Genomic DNA, 16,730 nt, shown 5'->3' with positions numbered 1-16,730 from the left:
ACTCCGGTAACGCCGTCCCGGCGGCGGACTCCGGTAACGCCGTCCCGGCGACAGGGGCCGGTAGCAGGGCCGTCGCGAGCGCCAGGGCGGCCGGCGCGATCATCGTTCTCCACATGAGAACCACCTCCGGTCCCCATACACCGCTCAGACGGCGGAGGTTCCCGGCGCCCGGGTTGATCGGCGGGCCAATTTCCGTCGAGAGCAGGCGCGGAAACCCCGTTGCGGCGCGCACAATGGGAGGCGGAAAGGCGAGGGCGAGAATTCGGCGAGGAGCGAGGAGGCTTGCGCCGTGTCCGCCTCGGGACGCGAATATCTGTCCGCGATGCTCGACCTGCTCGTCTACGAGAACGTGCTGGTGGCCTGGAAGCCCCTGCCGCTGAACAAATACATGATCGTTTCGCATGAGGGCGAGGAGATCAGCCTGACCGCGCAGCAGGCCGACATGTGGACTCGTGGCGCCTTCGCGGTCTACCTCGCGCTGGTGGACCAGCGGCGCATCAGCCCCCGCATCCCCGGCCGACCCCCGCGAGCCTCACGCGGGCCCCACCGGCCGACCCCGTGAACCTCGCGCAGGACCCAGCCGACCGACCCCCACAAACCCCGCACAGAACCCAACCGACCGACCCCCACAAACCCCGCACAGAACCCAACCGACCGACCCCCACAAACCCCGCACAGAACCCAGCCGACCGGCCTCCACGTGCCTGGCGCAGGGTCGGCGGTCGGTCGGCGGCCGGTCGCGCGCGACCCGCCGCCTCCCCCGTTCCGGCAGACGCCTTTCGCAGCGCCTTTCCGCGGCGCCCTTTCTACAGCGCCTTTCCTACGGCGCCTTTCCTGCGGCGCTTTTCACGCGGCGCCTTTCCCACGGCGCCTTTCCTACGGCGCCGCGACGACGCCCTGCGGTGAGCACTCGAACGCCGCGAGGCGGTTTCCTCGCGGCGCGCTCGTCAATCCCCCGTTCAGGGCGTCACGGATCGGATCTCGTCAGCCCTTGTTGTTCATGAACTGCGAGATCTTCCACTCCTCGCCTTCCCGCGTGAGCACGAACAGCTCGCGCATGTTGTCGTTGCCCTGCTTGCTCGTCGCCCGGACGATGGCGTCGTCCGCGCCGGCGGTGCGGGTCTCGTCGATGGTGTGGGTGGCCTCCTTCATGCCGTTGCCGCCCTGGAGCTGCTTCTCGAACAGCGACTTGATCGCCTCGCTGCCCTCCGCCGTGGGCTGCCCGGCGAGCAGGACCACCGCGTCGTCGGCGAAGGTGTCGGTGACCTGGTCCACGTCACCCGACTTGAGCGCGTCGAAGAACCCCTGGACGGCCGTCTCCGCCTGCCCGCCGCCCGAGGTGTCGCCGGGCGAGGACTCGGGCGACTCCTCGGGAGAGGTGTCGGCACCCGGGGATTCCATCTCGGTGGGGCTCGCCGCCCCCTTCATGGCCTGGGTGTTGGCGGAGCAGCCCGCAACCATGAGGGCGGGGACGATCGCGGCCAGCAGGAGTGCCCTGCGCTGAAAAATCTTGCTCATGGCCGCTTTGATGCCCCCGCCGCCCGACGGCGAATGCGGGGTTTAGGCACTTCGCACGGCACCTTTACCGGGTGCGGGTATTTCGGACGGTACCGGTTAACGGGTTCGGGAGAGACAGGTCAGAGGTTCTTTCGTTGCCGTCCTGATACCGGTCCGCCGATAGCGTGCCTTCAGTGCCGCACATCATGGCGAACCCCGAACCTCTCCCGCAGCGCGAGGACGCAGAGCGCTGCGGGAGCGTCGAGTCAGGACGGCGGTGCGTGCTCCCGGCGGGGCATCGCGGCCCTCACGTCTACCCGCCGGCCGGCGCTGGCACCTTGGAGGCCGAGGTGGAGGCGGACAGCGGGGCCGGCGCGTAATCGGGCGGCGCCGGAGCCCTCAGGGCGACCTCGACGACGCCGGAGGCGTTCACGCGTACCGGGTAGGTCGGCACCGAGACGCTCTCGTCGTCCAGGTACCGCCCGGTCACCAGCGAGAACACCTGCTTGTGCAGCGGCGAGGCGACCGTCGGCTCGCCCTTCCTGGTGCCGACGATGCCGCGCGAGAGCACGTACGCGCCGCTGAACGGGTCGAGGTTGCCGAGCGCGTAGAGCTCGCCGTCGAAGGTGCGGAAGACCGCGACCTGGACGCCCTCCACGAGGGCGCAGACGCCGGTCTCCGGGAGCATGGAGTCGTAGGCGCAGATCTCGGTCCAGCTCATCGGGCCATCACCGGCTTGATCTGGCCGCGCTCGCTGGCGAAGACGATGGACGGGTCGGGCACGCCGGGGGCGTTGACGAAGCTGACGAACCTCTTCAGCTTCTCGGGGTCCTGCAGGGTGGTGGCCCATTCGTCGGCGTACGTGGCGATGTGGTGCTCCATCTGCGCGTCGAGGTCGGCGCAGATGCCGAGCGAGTCTTCCATGATCACCTCGCGTAGGTAGTCGAGCCCGCCGTCCAGAGACTCGATCCAGGCGGCGGTGCGCTGCAGCCGGTCGGCGGTGCGGATGTAGAACATCAGGAACCGGTCGATGGTCCTGATCAGCTCGTCTGTGCTGAGGTCTTTGGCGAGCAGGTCGGCGTGGCGGGGCTTGAAGCCGCCGTTGCCGCCGACGTACAGGTTCCAGCCCTGCTCGGTGGCGATGACGCCGAAGTCCTTCGAGCGGGCCTCGGCGCACTCGCGGGCGCAGCCGGAGACGGCCGACTTGATCTTGTGGGGCGAACGCAGGCCGCGGTAGCGCAGCTCCAGCGCGATGGCCAGGCCCACGGAGTCCTGCACGCCGTAGCGGCACCAGGTGGAGCCGACGCAGGACTTCACCGTACGCAGGGCCTTGCCGTACGCGTGGCCCGACTCGAACCCGGCGTCCACGAGCCGCCGCCAGATCTCGGGAAGCTGCTCGATGCGGGCGCCGAACAGGTCGATCCGCTGCCCGCCGGTGATCTTGGTGTAGAGGCCGAAGTCGCGGGCCACCTCGCCGATCACGATGAGCTTGTCGGGCGTGATCTCGCCGCCGGGGATGCGCGGGACGACCGAGTACGTGCCGTTCTTCTGGATGTTGGCGAGGAAGGCGTCGTTGGTGTCCTGCAGCGCGGCCCGCTCGCCCTCCAGCACGTGCCCGTTGTGCAGGGAGGCGAGGATGGAGGCCACGGCGGGCTTGCAGATGTCGCAGCCCCTGCCCTGGCCGTGCTGGGCGATCAGCTCGGAGAAGGTGGTGATGCCGCGCACCCGTACGATGTCGAACAGCTCGGCCCGCGAGTACGCGAAGTGCTCGCACAGCGCCTTGCTGACCTCGACGCCCGACTTCTCCAGGAGCTGCTTGAGCATCGGCACGCAGCTGCCGCAGGTGGTGCCGGCCCGGGTGCACGCCTTGATGGCGGGCACCTCGGTGGCGCCGCCGGCGATGGCGGTGCGGATGTCGCCCGCGCACACGTTGTTGCAGGAGCAGACCTGCGCCTCGTCGGGCAGGTCGAGTGCCGCGCCGGCGCCGGCGAAGAGCAGGTCGGACGGCGATGCGGGCAGCTCCTTGCCCACGAAGGGCCGCAGCGCGGTGTACGGCCCGCCGTCGCCGACGCAGATGCCGCCGAGCAGGGTGCGGGCGTCGTCGCTGATGAACAGCTTCTTGTAGACGCCGGCCACCGGGTCCATGTAGGTGACGTCCAGCGCGCCGTCCATGGCGCCGAACTGGGCGACCTCGACGCCGAGCAGCTTGAGTTTCGTGGACATGTCGGCGCCCTCGAACGTGGCCGTGCCGCCCATGATGCGGTCGGCGGCCACCTCGGCCATCGTGTTGCAGGGCCCGACGAGGCCGTAGATCATGCCACCGGCCAGCGCGCACTCGCCGACGGCGTAGATGGCGGGGTCGGAGGTGCGCATGCCGGAGTCGACCACGATGCCGCCGCGCGGCCCGACCTCGAGCCCGGCCTGCCTGGCCAGCTCGTCGCGCGGCCTGATGCCCGCGGAGAAGACCACGACCTGCGCGTCGATGACGGTACCGTCGGGCTTGCGCAGGCCGGTCACCTCGCCGCCGTCGTGCACGATCTCCTGGACGCCCGCGCCGGTGTGCACGGTGAGGCCGAGTCCTTCGATGTGCGACTTGAGCACCGAGCCGCCGCCCTCGTCGACCTGGCGCGGCATCAGCCAGGGGCTCATCTCCACGATGTGGGTCTTCAGCCCGAGCCCGCGCAGCGCGTCGGCGGCCTCCAGGCCGAGCAGGCCGCCGCCGACGACCACGCCCTCCTCGGCGTCCTTGGCGGCGGCCCTGATGGCGTCGAGGTCTTCGATGGTGCGGTAGACGAAGGCGTGCTCGGCGCCGGGCACCGGCGGCACGAACGGGACGGAGCCGGTGGCCAGCACGAGCACGTCGTACGGCTCGGTGCCGCCGTCGGCCAGGCTCACCCGCCTGGCCTCGCGGTCGATGCCGGTGACCCGGGCGCCGATCCGGGTGACGACGCCGTCCGGCACCTCGTAGGTGAGGTCGTCGGCCGACGTGCCGGACAGGTAGGAGGTGAGGTGGACGCGGTCGTAGGCCGGTCGCGGCTCCTCACCGATGACGGTCACGCTGCCGTCAAAGCCCTTGCTCGTGAGCGTCTCGACGAGCCGATGGGCGGTCGGGCCGTACCCGACGACGACGATCCTGTTCACACTGAGATCCCTTCCTGCTCGCACAGCCAGCCGACGATGCCCTCCACGGCGTCGCGGCAGGTTCCGCATCCGGTGGTGGCCCTGGTGGCGGCCGCCACTGCGTCCACGTCGCGGGCGCCCGCCTCCCAGCACGCCCTGATCCGGCCTTTGGTCACGTTGTTGCAGCGGCAGACGGTCGCCGCGTCCGGCATGAGCGTCGGGCTGTCGGCCACGGGGGCCGCCGCCAGCCCGGGGAACAGCAGCCCGGCCCGGTCGCCGGGGAGCGGTCCGCCGCGGTCGAAGAGCTGGGTGAGCGTGCCGACGGCGTCGCTCTCGCCCAGCAGGATCGCGCCGACCAGGCGGCCGTCCTTGATGACGAGCTTGCGGTAGGTGCCGCGGGCGCGGTGGCTGAAGCGCACCACCTCGGCCTGCTCCTCGCCGAGCTGGGTCTCGCCCATCGCGGCCAGCTCGACGCTCTTGGCCTTGAGCCGGGTGACCAGGCGGGAGCCCCGGTAGAGGGCCTTGCCGCCGGTGATGACCTCGGCGGCCACCGCGGCCTGCTCCCATGCGGGGGCGACCAGGCCGTACACGGTGCCGTCGTGCTCGGCGCACTCGCCGATCGCGAAGATCGACGGGTCGTCGGTGCGCAGCTCGTCGTCCACGACGATGCCGCGCCGCACCTCGAGGCCCGCGTCCGCGGCGAGGCCCGTGACCGGCCGCACGCCGCAGGCCAGCACGACCAGGTCGGCGGGGATCAGCTCGCCGCCGTCGAGGCGGACGCCGTCCTCCTCGACCGCCGAGGCACTGACGCCGGTGCGGATGCCGACGCCGAGCCCGGTCAGCGTCTCGCCGAGCACCTGGCCCGCCTCCACGTCGAGCTGGCGTTCCATGAGGTGGCCGGCCAGGTGCAGCAGCGTGACCGGCAGGCCGCGCCCGGCCAGGCCGCGGGCCGCCTCGATGCCGAGCAGCCCGCCGCCGATCACCACGGCCGCGCGGGCCTGCTCGGCCTCCCGCATGATGCGCTCGCAGTCGTCGAGCGTGCGGAAGGGGACGGCCCGCGCCACGCCGGGGATCGGCGGCACGATCGCGTCGCTGCCGGTCGCGAGGACCAGCAGGTCGTACGGCTCGCGCCGCCCGCCGCGGGTGACGACGTGCCGGGTCTCCCTGTCGATGTGGGCGACCGGGTCGCCGAAGACGGCCTCGACGCCGTGGGCCTCGTACCAGCCCGGGTCGACGAGGCGTACCTGATCGGGCCTGGCGCTGCCGGCCAGGACGTTGGACAGCAGGATCCGGTTGTAGGGGCGCCGCTCCTCGGCGCCGAACACGGTGATCTTCATGTGCGGGTCACGCGTGCGTACCTCGCTGACCAGGCGTGACCCGGCCATCCCGTTGCCCACGACGACGAGCCTCATGAATCCCTCTCCACCCTGACGGCGCAGACCTTGAATTCCGGCATTCGCGACACCGGGTCCAGGGCCGGGTTGGTCAGCCTGTTGGCGCCCTCCCAGTGGAAGGGCATGAACACGGTGTCGCGCCTGATGGCGTCGCTGATCCTGGCCACGGCCTTGCTCTCGCCCCTTCTGCTGCTGACGCGCACGACGTCGCCCGCCGCGATGTCGAGCTGTTCCGCCAGGTCCGGGTGCAGCTCGACGTACGGCTCGGGTGCGGCCTCGACGAGCGGCGCGATCCTGCGGGTCTGCGCGCCGCTCTGGTAGTGGGAGAGCACCCGGCCGGTGCTCAGGTAGACGGGGTAGTCGTCGTCGATGTCCTCGGCGGCGGCCCGGTGCTGGACGGGCACGAACCTGGCCCGGCCGTCGGGGTGGGCGAAGCGGTCGAGGAACGGCCGGGGCGTGCCCGGGTGGTCCTCCGAGGGACACGGCCAGAACACGCCGGTCTCGTTCGCGATGCGCTCGTAGGTGATGCCGGAGTAGTCGGCGGGGCCGCCGGCGCTGGCGCGGCGCAGCTCGTCGAAGACCTTGGCCGGCTCGGTCTCGAAGGTGTGGCCGAGCCGCGCGGCCAGCGCGGCGATGACGTCGAGGTCGCTGCGCACGCCCGGGGGCGGGGTGAGCGCCCTGCGGCGCAGCAGCACCCTGCCCTCCAGGTTGGTCATCGTGCCGGTCTCCTCGGCCCACTGCGTGACCGGGAAGACCACGTCGGCCAGCGCGGCGGTCTCCGACATGACGAAGTCGCAGGTCACCAGCAGGTCCAGCGATCCGATGCGCTCGGCGATGTGCTCGGCGGCGGGGGCCGAGATGATCGGGTTCGACCCGAACAGCAGCAGCGCCTTGGGGCCTTCGGGGGTGCCGAGCGCGTCGAGCAGCTCGTACGCCGACCGCCCGGGCCCGGGGATGTCGTCCGGCGAGACGCCCCATACGGCCGCGACGTGCGCGCGGGCGGCCGGGTCGTCGATCTTGCGGTAGCCGGGGAGCTGGTCGGCCTTCTGCCCGTGCTCCCTGCCGCCCTGGCCGTTGCCCTGCCCGGTGACGCAGCCGTAGCCGGAGCCCCGCGTGCCGGGCAGGCCGAGCGCGAGCGCCAGGTTGATGAACGCGGTGACGGTGTCGGTGCCCTTGGCGTGCTGCTCGGCGCCGCGCCCGGTCAGGATGTACGCCCGCTCCACCGCCGCGAGCGCCCTGACCGCCTGGCGCATCTTGTGCACCGGCACGCCGGTGATCCGCTCGACCCGCTCGGGCCACCAGGAGGCGAGCGAGGTGCGGACCTCGTCGAACCCGGCGGTGCGGGCGGCCACGTACTCCTCGTCCACGAGCCCGTCGCCGATCGCGATGTGCAGCAGGCCGAGCGCGAGCGCCAGGTCGGTGCCGGGGGTGGGCTGCAGGTGCAGCCAGGCGAGGCGGGCGGTCGGCGAGCGGCGCGGGTCGACGACGATGAGGCGGGGCCCGTTCAGGTGGCGGACGAACGGCGGCATGGTCTCGGCCACGTTCGCCCCGGCCAGCATGACGACGTCGGCCTCGTCCAGGTCGGTGATCGGGAACGGCATGCCCCGGTCCATGCCGAACGCCCTGATGGACGCGGCGGCGGCCGACGACATGCAGAAGCGGCCGTTGTAGTCGACCTGGCTGGTGCCGAGCGCGACCCTGGCGAACTTGCCCAGCGAGTACGCCTTCTCGTTGGTCAGCCCGCCGCCGCCGAACACGGCCACGGCGTCGGGGCCGTGCTCGGCGCGTATGGCGGACAGCCGGCCGGCCACGTGGTCCAGCGCGACGTCCCACTCCACGGGCTCGCCGTGCAGGAGCGGGGTGGTGAGCCGCTCGCCGTTGGTGAGCAGCTCACCGGCGGTCCACCCTTTCTGGCACAGCGAGCCGGGGGCGTTGGCCGGGATGTCCGTGCGCGGAGTGATGGCCGGCCCCGGCTCGATCTTCATGCCGCACTGCAGCGCGCAGTACGGGCAGTGTGTCGCGGTCACGTCAGACCCTGGCATGCGCAAGGCTCGCCACCACGTTGACGCCGACCTTGCGGGTGTAGCACCACCAGGTCAGGGCGAAGCAGGATGCGTAGAACAGGCCGAAGGCGAGGAAGGCGGCGGCGGGGCTGCCCGAGGCGGCGAACGACATCCCGAACGCCCGGTTGATGAGGAACCCGCCGAGCGCGCCGACCGCCGAGATGATGCCGATGGCGGCGCTGGCCTGGCGCTTGCCGTGCAGCAGGGCCTCCTCGCCGGGTCCGCGCTCGGCCACGGCCTTGGCCTGGAAGATCGCCGGGATCATCCGGTACGTGGAGCCGTTGCCGATGCCGGAGGTGACGAACAGCAGCTGGAAGGCGAGGAAGAAGAGCCAGAACGAGCCCGCCGCGCCGGCCAGCCAGGTCAGCAGCACGCCGCCGCCCATCGCGGCGAAGTTCCACAGCGTGACCGGGGCGCCGCCCCACTTGTCGGCGAGCCAGCCGCCGACCGGCCTGACCAGCGAGCCGAGCAGCGGGCCGACGAAGGCGACGGCCGCGTACGGCTCGTCGGGGAAGAGGCTCTGGCTGAGCAGCGGGAAGGCCGTCGAGTAGCCGATGAACGAGCCGAACGTGCCGATGTAGAGGAACGACATGACCCAGGTCTGCGCCTTGCCGGCGACCGCGAGCTGCTCGCGCGGGTTCGCCTTGGCGCTGGTGAGGTTGTCCATGAAGAAGTACGCGCAGGCGGCGGCCGCCACGATGAACGGCACCCAGAACCAGCCGGCGGCGGCCAGCCCCAGCGAGCCGATGACCAGCGGCATGATGAGCTGCACCGAGCTGACGCCGATGTTGCCGCCCGCCGCGTTGAGCCCGAGCGCGATGCCCTGCTTGCTGCGCGGATAGAAGTAGGTGATGTTGGCCATGCTGGAGGCGAAGTTCCCGCCGCCGAACCCGGCCAGCGCCGCGATCACCAGGAAGAGCCAGTACGGCGTCCCCGGGTTGTTGACCGCCACGCCCAGCAACGCCGCGGGGATGAGCAGCAGCAGCGCGCTCGCCACGGTGAAGTTGCGCCCGCCGAACCTGGCGGGGCCGAACGTGTAGGGCAGCCGTAGCACGGAGCCGATCAGGTTGGGCAGTGCGACCAGCCAGAAGAGCTGGTCGGTGGAGAACTCGTACGACCCGAGCTTGGTCGCCACGATGCTCCACAGCGTCCATACGGTGAAGCCGAGATGCTCGGCCGCGATCGAGAAGATCAGGTTGCGGCGGGCCACCCGCCGGCCAGTGCTCTCCCAGAAGGCTGGGTCATCGGGGTGCCACTCGGCGATCCAGCGCGCCATCGACCTCTCCTACGCTAGGCGTCCGGGGATGCCCAAGGTAGGAAGGGCTCATTACGCACGATGACCCTGCGTGGCTGTGCGCCCGTTACGTGTGATTCACCTCGGTAACAAGCTCCGCACAACCGTCACCCTCGAAACATGATGTTAATGATCGGTTATCGGCCCCCTGCTGGGGTAACAGCTCTCAGACAAGGGGGGAATCATGATCAAACAGCTGCACAAGATGGGCGTGAAGTCCGGCCACATGTACACGTGCGGCCTGGCGTCGATCGCGCTGGCCTTCGCCAGCTGGGCGGTGTCGACCAAGGCCGAGAAGGCCGGGCTCGACCGGGCCGACCGGTGGGGCATCTTCGTAGGCGAGTGGGCGCCGACCTTCTTCGCGATCGGCGTCGCGCTGCGGATAGAGGAGACCCACCGCGAGCTCGAGGAGCCCGAGATGGGCATGTTCGATCAGTCCGAGAGCGCGCGGAGCAGGACGCACGCCGGCGTCTGAGCCGCGATTGTGTCACGCAGGTCACGTCACTGTGCGTGACCTGCGTGGCCGCTTTTTCGGCGTGATTACGGTCGTTCGGCCGGCTTCGTTCGGCCGGTCTCCCCGGCCAGGCGGAGCAGCGGCTCGTCGGTCAGCCGGTAGCGGTACCACTCGCTCTGGTTGACCGCGCCCAGCTTCTCGTAGAAGGCGATGGACGGCTCGTTCCAGTCGAGGACCGCCCACTCCAGGCGGGCGTAGCCGCGTTCGGCGCAGATTCTGGCCAGCTCGCGCATCAGCGCCTTGCCGTGGCCGCCGCCCCGGTGCTGCGGGCGGACGTACAGGTCCTCCAAGTAGATGCCGTGCACGCCGCGCCAGGTGGAGTAGGTCAGGAACCACAGCGCGAACCCCACCACCTCGCCGTCCTGCTCGGCGATGTGCGCGAAGGCCGCGGGGTGGTCGCAGAAGAGGGTCTCGCGGAGCTGCTCCTCGGTCACCCGCACCTCGTGTGCGGCCTTCTCGTACTCGGCGAGCTCGCGGATCATGCTGACGATCTCGGGCACGTCAGCGGGTGTGGCGGGACGAATCATGGCAGTCAGGGTACGTGCCCCGCTCCCCCGCCTCGCGCGGTGCCCGCCCCGGCGTGCGCTGCGGTGGCCGGTATCCGGGACACTGGTGCTGGTCACGTTCGAGAAAGGCAGACACCCATGGAACAGCGCGTATTGGGACGTACCGGACGCCAGGTCGGTGTGGTCGGCCTCGGAGCCTGGCAGCTCGGCGCCGACTGGGGCCAGGTGACGGAGTCCGACGCGATCGCCACGCTCGAAGCGGCGGTGGACGCGGGCGTCACCTTCATCGACACCGCGGACGTCTACGGCGACGGCCGCAGCGAGCAGATCGTCGGCCGCTTCGCCAAGGAGCACCCGGGCCTCACGGTGGCCACCAAGATGGGCCGCCGGGTGGAGCAGATCCCCGAGAACTACGTGATGGAGAACTTCCGCGCCTGGAACGAGCGCTCCCGTAAGAACCTGGGCGTGGACACCATCGACCTGGTGCAGCTCCACTGCCCGCCGACGCCGGTCTACTCGACGGACGCGGTGTTCGACGCGCTGGACACGCTGGTGGCGGAGAAGAAGATCGCCGCGTACGGGGTGAGCGTGGAGACCTGCGAGGAGGCGCTGACCGCGATCGCCAGGCCGGGTGTGGCGACCGTGCAGATCATCCTGAACGCCTTCCGCCTCAAGCCGCTCGAACAGGTCCTGCCCGCCGCCCGCGCCGCCGGGGTCGGCATCATCGCCCGCGTCCCGCTGGCCAGCGGCCTGCTGTCGGGCAAGTACGACGAGAACACCACGTTCGCACCCGACGACCACCGCACGTTCAACCGGCACGGGGAGGCGTTCGACGTCGGCGAGACGTTCTCGGGCGTGGACTTCGCCACCGGCCTGGAGGCGGTGCGCCGCCTGGCGCCGCTGGTGCCGCCGGGGGCGACGATGGCGCAGTTCGCGCTGCGCTGGATCCTCGACCAGGAAGGTGTCTCCGTGGTGATCCCGGGTGCCCGCAACCCGGAGCAGGTCAGGGCCAACGCCGCCGCCGACGCCCTGCCTCCGCTGGACGAGGCGGCGCTCGCGACGGTCCGCGAGGTCTACGACGAGCTCATCCGCCCGCAGGTCCACCACCGCTGGTAGCACGCACCGGGGAGTCCTGGGCCGATGCGCCGGAAGAGGGCGCCGGTGAGGCTCCGGTCCCGCGCCGAGGAGAGGGCCCGCCGGCGACCCGCGTCCCACCCGGAGCGGCCGAGGTGCCGTCAAGCGACGGCAGGTCTGGTGGCCTCGCCGGTCACCGCCACCCATCTCGCCGTCCGGGCGGGACTTCCCGCCGGGTAGCAGGCCCCGGCCGGGTCTCCTTCCACCATCGTCCCGTGGCCACGTCCCGGCAAGTGCCCTACAGCACCTTTTCCCCGCTGTACGAGGAGTCGTTCCGCGGGGAGCCGGGCGCGCGGATGCGGAAGAGCATCACGACCAGCGCCGCCAGCGCCGCGAACGCGACGGCGACCGCGGCCCCGGCGAGCCTTCCGTAGCCGAGCGCGGCGAGCAGGGCGAGCCCGCCGGCGCCCGTCACGACCCAGCGCAGGACGTCGAGCCACGCGGCCCTGGCCACGTCGCCGCCCGCGCGGACGTGCACGATCACGGCGTCCACCACCATCCAGAGCGTGACGAAGGCTCCCCCGGAGTACAAAGAGCCGATCACGACAGCCTCGGACCCGCGCTCCGCGAGCGACGGTGCCTCGCCCACGACCGGTACGGCGGTCAGCACGCCGGCCGAGGTTCCCAGGACGAACAGCACCGCGATCGACAGACCGGCCATGGCGACGGCGGCCCGCATCGCCGCGCCGCCCCCTCGCAGGCGGTCCGCCCCGGACGCGCACAGCCCCCAGCCGACCGGGTCGAGCAGCAGGTCGAAGCCGTTCACCCGGATCGCGGCGAAGGCGAGCAGCAGCCCGGCCGCGATCCGCGCGGCCGGACGGGCGGATCGCGGCGGGGACGGGCTCCCGGTCAGCGTCACCTGTCCATCACCGCCTGATCGCAGGCCGACACGGCGAGGCCGCGCTGCCAGGCCACCGGCGTGTCACTCCCGGTGAACCTCCAGCCGTCCGGCACCACCTCCGACTCCCCCGACCACAGCGGCGCCCGGTAGGAGAACCGGACCGGCCGCGGCTCGCGCGGCACCTTCGTGCAGTCGCTGACCTGCACGGTCCTGGACAACCAGGCCCTCTCGAAACCGGCCACCTCGACCTTCGCGGCCTCACGCCTCTCGCGGTCCACGGGCAGCAGACGCAGGCCGGGCACGTCGAGCGTCACTCCGGTGACGGTGAGCGGGAACGCGCCCTCGTTCCGCACGTCGAAGCTCACAGAAGTGATCAGCCTTCCGCGGTCGTCCCGGTAGGTCAGGCCGCCGTTCGCCGTCCACTCGGTCCGCGGCTCCATCGCGCCCGCCCACGACAAAACGCCGAAGACGACGGCGAGGATCGCGCAGAAACGGCTCACCGCCACCCCACGTGAATAGCGCCGATCGCCCACGCCGAATCGCTGCCAAATAGCATCCGGATGCACGCTGCAGAACCTTATATCGTGTCCGGGTGCTGATCTGGATCATGGGGGCGTTCGCCATTTCCATGGCGGCCGTCGCGGTGTCGCGGGAAAGGCTCACGAGGTTCGCCACGCTGAGCGGTTATCCCGTTACCGTGGAAAATGCGCCGCAGGTCATCGCGCATTTCTCGGCATTGCGCCGGTGGCGGCTCGCCTGCGTCATCCCGGCCGTTCCCGCGGCGGGTTTCACCGGCGATCCGTTCTATCTCGTGACCGGTTGGTGCGCGGCGCCCGTGCTGACGGCATTCGCCCTGCGGAGAACGCGGCCAGGCCGGCCTTCGGAACCGCACGGGCGGGCTTATCCGGTGTCCGTCTCCCGCCGCGCGTGGCTGGCCGCCGCGGCGGCCGCCGTCGCGGCGGCGCTGCACCTGCTGCTGTCGGAGGACCTGTCCGGCCGCCTCGTCCCCGGCCTGGCGTCCCACGCCGCCGTGGCCGTCGCCGTCGCGGCCGTCGTGACGCTCGCCGATCGCGGGCTGCGCGCGCCGGTCCAGGACCCGGCCGCGCGGGCGCTGCGGGCGTGGTCGGCCAGGAACGTGCACCTCGCGGGCAGCGCGGTCGTGCTGGCGAGCGTCCTGCTCATCCCCGGTGGGAGGCCCTGGGACGAGCCGCCCGCCTCCGTCGCGGCGCCCCGCACGACCGAGGCCGAGCCCGCGTCGTTCCGGACCATCCGCCGGTACGAGCCCCCGACCTGCCCGTTCCTCGAGGACGCGGTGACGCCCTGCCCCTACTGGCAGGTCAACGGCCGGCCGTTCCCGCAGGCGGCGGCCTACGTCGTCAGGGCCGGCGGCGCGCCGGAGAAGGCCCCGTTCGCGGTCGCCCCCGACCGGCGTGCCGTCGTCTATCTGCACGCGGAGAGCCGCCGTCTGACGTACCAGGACGCGCGGGGCACCCGCCCGCTCACCGGCCCGCTGCCCGACGCCGAGGTGCCCGGCGTCGCCTTCCACGGCCGCCGCGTCGCCCTCACCGGGACCGGCGTGCGGATCATCGACACCCGCACCTGGGCGTCGCTGGCGATCCCCGGCGCGCGGGCGGTCCACGACGTCAACGACGCCGGCGTCGTCGTCAGCGAAGGCCGGTGGATCCGCGTCCTGGACGCCGATGGCAGGCGGCGCATGCGGCTCCCGTACGGAGGCGGCAAGGACAGCTATCACCTGCGCCGCGACGGCCGCCGTCTGGCCGTCGTCCGGTGGGCCACCGCGCAGGCGGAGACCTACGACGCGGCCACCGGCGCACGTCTGTCGGCCGTCACCTTCCGCTTCCCCGGCGACGACACGCTGGAGAAAGTGCTGGGCTGGACGAAAGACGGGCGATTCCTGGTGCGCAGCTCCTACCGCGAGCGCAGCTATTTCCTGGACCTGGCCACCGGCCGGCTGCACCGCCGCTGATCACCCAGCGTGAAAACGCCCCGGAAAAGGCGGTGGCCCCCCGGTCTACCCTTACCGGGGGGCCTGGAAGATGCCGCCATATTCGGCGCCGAAGTCTCTTGAGAGAACCGGGTCAGTCGTTATGACGTGCGCTCTACCGTTGAGCCACCGGGGCAGGAAAGAGCCCCGAACCGGAGTCGAACCGGCATCTCACCATCACAGCCCGTCCTCGGTCGCCCCGGCGCCGGCGGCGAATGCTGAATCTGGAGCGAGAATCTGAGTTTCAGGCGGTTGCCTCTACCATTTGGGCCACCTGGGGCATGTGCCCCCGGGGAGGACTCGAACCCCCAACTCACCGCCGTTCAGCTTCAGGCCTCAGCCTCAGCTTGCGCTCCTGGCGCACCCTCGCCCGAAGGCGAGGGGGTCTATGGGGAGTGCTCACCTGAACAGGTAGGCGAACACCTTGTCACCGATCTTACGGTCGACGACCTCCGTGCCGTTCGCCTCCTCGCGCGCGTACTTCACCGCGTCCTGCAGCTTCTGCACGCGGGCCAGCAGCTCGTTCACCCGGCGCTGCGGCATCGCACCGGAGAAGGCGATCTTCGTCCAGTAGCCCACGACGACGTCCTCGTTGTAGACCTGCACCTGCGCCGGATGCTTGTCGGTCGCCTCGGCGAGCACGTGGTTGCGCGGCACCTTCTTCGTCCTGGTGGTCTTGACGGGTTCGGTGCGCCAGGTGTCGGTGGCCTCGTCGCGCGTCCACGTCTCGGCCGGGTCGAGCGTGGGCAGCTTGGAGACGAACGCGTAGACCTCGCCGAGCTGCTTCTCCAGGAAGAGCAGGTAGGTCACCGGCACGTTCTCGAGCAGCACCTCGCCGTCGACCACCACGTCGGCCTTGGCCTCGCAGTTGGCCCAGTCCTTGGTGGCGGTCACGTCGAAGAGCCGGGTGAGGGCCGTACCGACGTCCTTGAGCACTTCCTCGGCCTGCACCTGCACGCGCGTCGACTCGGGCGGCAGCTGCTCGCCTTCATCGTCGATCGGCTGGTACGTGCGGGAGAGACCGGACAGCAGGGGCGCCTTCTGGATCCGGCTGTAGGCGTCCGTCACCTTGCGCTGGACGTCCGACTTCACACCCTTCTCGACGGCGAGGATCTGGTTGAGCTTGGTCACGGACCAAACCCTAGAGGCGCGGTGAGCGGTACTCATCCGATTTTTCGGCTCTTGTCAGGGCGCGACGGGCCCCGGGACATGGCCGCGAGGCCCCTCCGGGGGCGGGAGGGGCCTCGGCGTCTGCGACGTTTGCGCTCCAGTTGGCCCCCGCTGGAGCGATGCCAGATTAATAGCTGACTGTCCGGTTTGTATAGATATGCGGATACTTTCCTTATGATCCCCGTCGTTGACTTCTTGTAGCCGGTCGATTACTACTCGTTGGGTAACTGCCGGCATCAGGAAGGACACGTTCCGTGCGCAAGACCCTTACCGCCCTCGCCGCCGCGTGCTGCGCCCTCGGCGCGGCCGCCGCCCCCGCCCAGGCCATGGCCCCCGCCGGTAACGCACCGTCCTGCGTGGTGGTCTGGCAGACCACCGGCACCGTCACCAAGACCGGATACGCCCGCAACGACTGCAGCAGGACGCTGCGCCTGAAGATCGTGTGGGCCCGCGGTACCGACGGCCCCTGCAGCACGGTCCGCCCCGGCGGCACCATCTGGGCGAAGGTCGCCCGCGGCGTCCGCAGCTTCGACGGCGCCAGCACCTGCTGACCCCGCCCCATGCCGCGACCGCCCCGGTGCGGGCGGTCGCGGCGTCCCGCGCACGACGACCCCGAGGGAGAGGTCGGCATCGACTTCATGGTGCTCAACGACGTCTACGGCGGGGAGGCGACGGCGTACCTGGTGCCGATGACGTATCGGGGAGCCCCGCTGGACGGCGCCGAGCAGGCGCTCATCGGCACGGCCGAGCGCGGGGTGCTGGGACGGCGCCGGATCCACGACGGCTGCCACGATCCCGTCCCGATCGCCCAGCTCATCGCGTTCGTGGAAGGGCGCGCCCAGGCCCAGGGCCAGAGCGTCAGCGACACCCCCGACCCCACCGTCACCCGCGCCTACACCGTCCCCGCAGCGCAGGAGATCGCCACGAAGGACACCACCGATGACGCCGAGGGCACGCTCCTTCCCGGCCCGCCCGGCACGACCCTGCGCCTGCACCGGATCCTTCAGGTCGCCGCGCCGCTCCCCCAGGACGCGATCGGGCACGTCTCCGGTGTCTGGAACGACCCGGACGGCACCCAGGTGCGCGGCACCTTCGTCACCGTCCACCCGCGCACCTGAGCCCACCGGGACTCACGGCCTCAAGCGAGAAGCGCGACCTGAAGACGGCGGGGGTCGGAGCGGGAGCGTTCGGG

The 16,730-nt window shown here is 71.1% G+C and carries 16 protein-coding genes; 6 read left to right on the top strand and 10 right to left on the bottom strand.

Annotated features, from left to right (window positions below; translation table 11 throughout):
* The first annotated feature begins 289 nt into the window (after positions 1-289).
* Positions 290-562 carry a hypothetical protein gene (locus ACGFIM_RS26230; RefSeq protein WP_393204714.1) on the top strand — a complete coding sequence of 91 codons (273 nt, stop codon included), beginning with the start codon at positions 290-292 and terminating at the stop codon, positions 560-562.
* Between the two features lie 422 nt (positions 563-984).
* Here ACGFIM_RS26230 and ACGFIM_RS26225 read toward each other — a convergent pair whose 3' ends face one another.
* The 6 genes from ACGFIM_RS26225 to ACGFIM_RS26200 all read right to left on the bottom strand — a co-directional run bounded on the left by ACGFIM_RS26225 (position 985) and on the right by ACGFIM_RS26200 (position 9,350).
* Positions 985-1,518: a YybH family protein gene (locus ACGFIM_RS26225; protein WP_393204711.1), complete on the bottom strand. Its 534-nt coding sequence runs from the start codon at positions 1,516-1,518 to the stop codon at positions 985-987.
* 292 nt (positions 1,519-1,810) lie between these two features.
* Positions 1,811-2,218 carry a nitrite reductase small subunit NirD gene (gene nirD / locus ACGFIM_RS26220; protein ID WP_393204708.1) on the bottom strand — a complete coding sequence of 136 codons (408 nt, stop codon included), beginning with the start codon at positions 2,216-2,218 and terminating at the stop codon, positions 1,811-1,813.
* Positions 2,215-4,638: a nitrite reductase large subunit NirB gene (nirB, locus tag ACGFIM_RS26215; protein ID WP_393204705.1), complete on the bottom strand. Its 2,424-nt coding sequence runs from the start codon at positions 4,636-4,638 to the stop codon at positions 2,215-2,217. Before nirB ends, nirD begins: the two co-directional genes overlap by 4 nt.
* Entirely contained in the window at positions 4,635-6,029 is a 1,395-nt protein-coding gene (locus ACGFIM_RS26210; protein ID WP_393204702.1) for an FAD-dependent oxidoreductase, read from the bottom strand. Before ACGFIM_RS26210 ends, nirB begins: the two co-directional genes overlap by 4 nt.
* On the bottom strand, positions 6,026-8,038 hold the full coding sequence (locus ACGFIM_RS26205) for a molybdopterin oxidoreductase family protein (RefSeq protein ID WP_393204699.1): 2,013 nt from the start codon (positions 8,036-8,038) through the stop codon (positions 6,026-6,028). The genes ACGFIM_RS26210 and ACGFIM_RS26205 overlap by 4 nt, the downstream gene beginning before the upstream one ends.
* A 1-nt stretch (position 8,039) precedes the next feature.
* Positions 8,040-9,350 carry an MFS transporter gene (locus ACGFIM_RS26200; protein WP_393204696.1) on the bottom strand — a complete coding sequence of 437 codons (1,311 nt, stop codon included), beginning with the start codon at positions 9,348-9,350 and terminating at the stop codon, positions 8,040-8,042.
* A 202-nt stretch (positions 9,351-9,552) separates the two neighbouring features.
* On the opposite strand from ACGFIM_RS26200, the gene ACGFIM_RS26195 reads away from it, so the two are divergent.
* Entirely contained in the window at positions 9,553-9,843 is a 291-nt protein-coding gene (locus ACGFIM_RS26195) for a hypothetical protein (protein ID WP_393204693.1), read from the top strand.
* A 65-nt stretch (positions 9,844-9,908) separates the two neighbouring features.
* Here the strand turns inward: ACGFIM_RS26195 and ACGFIM_RS26190 are convergent, their stop codons facing one another.
* A complete protein-coding gene (locus tag ACGFIM_RS26190; RefSeq protein WP_393204690.1) occupies positions 9,909-10,409 on the bottom strand; it encodes a GNAT family N-acetyltransferase in 501 nt (166 codons plus the stop codon).
* Positions 10,410-10,526: 117 nt separating this feature from the next.
* On the opposite strand from ACGFIM_RS26190, the gene ACGFIM_RS26185 reads away from it, so the two are divergent.
* A complete protein-coding gene (locus tag ACGFIM_RS26185) occupies positions 10,527-11,504 on the top strand; it encodes an aldo/keto reductase (RefSeq protein WP_393204687.1) in 978 nt (325 codons plus the stop codon).
* A gap of 256 nt (positions 11,505-11,760) precedes the next feature.
* On the opposite strand, the gene ACGFIM_RS26180 is transcribed toward ACGFIM_RS26185, so the two are convergent.
* Positions 11,761-12,381: a hypothetical protein gene (locus ACGFIM_RS26180; RefSeq protein WP_393204684.1), complete on the bottom strand. Its 621-nt coding sequence runs from the start codon at positions 12,379-12,381 to the stop codon at positions 11,761-11,763.
* Positions 12,378-12,869 (bottom strand): hypothetical protein, encoded by a 492-nt coding sequence (locus tag ACGFIM_RS26175; RefSeq protein ID WP_393204681.1) that lies wholly within the window; start codon positions 12,867-12,869, stop codon positions 12,378-12,380. The genes ACGFIM_RS26180 and ACGFIM_RS26175 overlap by 4 nt, the downstream gene beginning before the upstream one ends.
* Positions 12,870-13,270: 401 nt before the next feature.
* On the opposite strand from ACGFIM_RS26175, the gene ACGFIM_RS26170 reads away from it, so the two are divergent.
* Positions 13,271-14,350: a hypothetical protein gene (locus tag ACGFIM_RS26170; RefSeq protein ID WP_393204678.1), complete on the top strand. Its 1,080-nt coding sequence runs from the start codon at positions 13,271-13,273 to the stop codon at positions 14,348-14,350.
* A gap of 417 nt (positions 14,351-14,767) precedes the next feature.
* On the opposite strand, the gene ACGFIM_RS26165 is transcribed toward ACGFIM_RS26170, so the two are convergent.
* On the bottom strand, positions 14,768-15,499 hold the full coding sequence (locus ACGFIM_RS26165; RefSeq protein WP_393204675.1) for a hypothetical protein: 732 nt from the start codon (positions 15,497-15,499) through the stop codon (positions 14,768-14,770).
* A 293-nt stretch (positions 15,500-15,792) separates the two neighbouring features.
* Here ACGFIM_RS26165 and ACGFIM_RS26160 point away from each other — a divergent pair, with 293 nt between their 5' ends.
* Positions 15,793-16,089, top strand: coding sequence for a hypothetical protein (locus ACGFIM_RS26160; RefSeq protein ID WP_393204672.1), 297 nt, complete (start codon positions 15,793-15,795; stop codon positions 16,087-16,089).
* A 9-nt stretch (positions 16,090-16,098) separates the two neighbouring features.
* Entirely contained in the window at positions 16,099-16,656 is a 558-nt protein-coding gene (locus tag ACGFIM_RS26155; RefSeq protein ID WP_393204669.1) for a 1,4-alpha-glucan branching protein, read from the top strand.
* The last annotated feature ends 74 nt before the right edge of the window (positions 16,657-16,730 follow it).

It is taken from the genome of Nonomuraea sp. NPDC049309 (assembly GCF_043196965.1).
Taxonomy (GTDB): Bacteria; Actinomycetota; Actinomycetes; order Streptosporangiales; family Streptosporangiaceae; genus Nonomuraea; species Nonomuraea fastidiosa.
This window is presented reverse-complemented; position numbering and strand designations above follow the sequence as displayed.

What these genes read in the sequence shown, in the direction of transcription:
- ACGFIM_RS26195 (WP_393204693.1), top strand. Translation starts at nt 9,553, where the DNA reads ATGATCAAACAGCTGCACAAGATGGGCGTGAAGTCCGGCCACATGTAC.
- ACGFIM_RS26185 (WP_393204687.1), top strand. Translation starts at nt 10,527, where the DNA reads ATGGAACAGCGCGTATTGGGACGTACCGGACGCCAGGTCGGTGTGGTC.
- ACGFIM_RS26210 (WP_393204702.1), bottom strand. Translation starts at nt 6,029, where the DNA reads ATGAGGCTCGTCGTCGTGGGCAACGGGATGGCCGGGTCACGCCTGGTC.
- ACGFIM_RS26155 (WP_393204669.1), top strand. Translation starts at nt 16,099, where the DNA reads ATGCCGCGACCGCCCCGGTGCGGGCGGTCGCGGCGTCCCGCGCACGAC.
- ACGFIM_RS26190 (WP_393204690.1), bottom strand. Translation starts at nt 10,409, where the DNA reads ATGATTCGTCCCGCCACACCCGCTGACGTGCCCGAGATCGTCAGCATG.
- ACGFIM_RS26225 (WP_393204711.1), bottom strand. Translation starts at nt 1,518, where the DNA reads ATGAGCAAGATTTTTCAGCGCAGGGCACTCCTGCTGGCCGCGATCGTC.
- ACGFIM_RS26200 (WP_393204696.1), bottom strand. Translation starts at nt 9,350, where the DNA reads ATGGCGCGCTGGATCGCCGAGTGGCACCCCGATGACCCAGCCTTCTGG.
- nirD (WP_393204708.1), bottom strand. Translation starts at nt 2,218, where the DNA reads ATGAGCTGGACCGAGATCTGCGCCTACGACTCCATGCTCCCGGAGACC.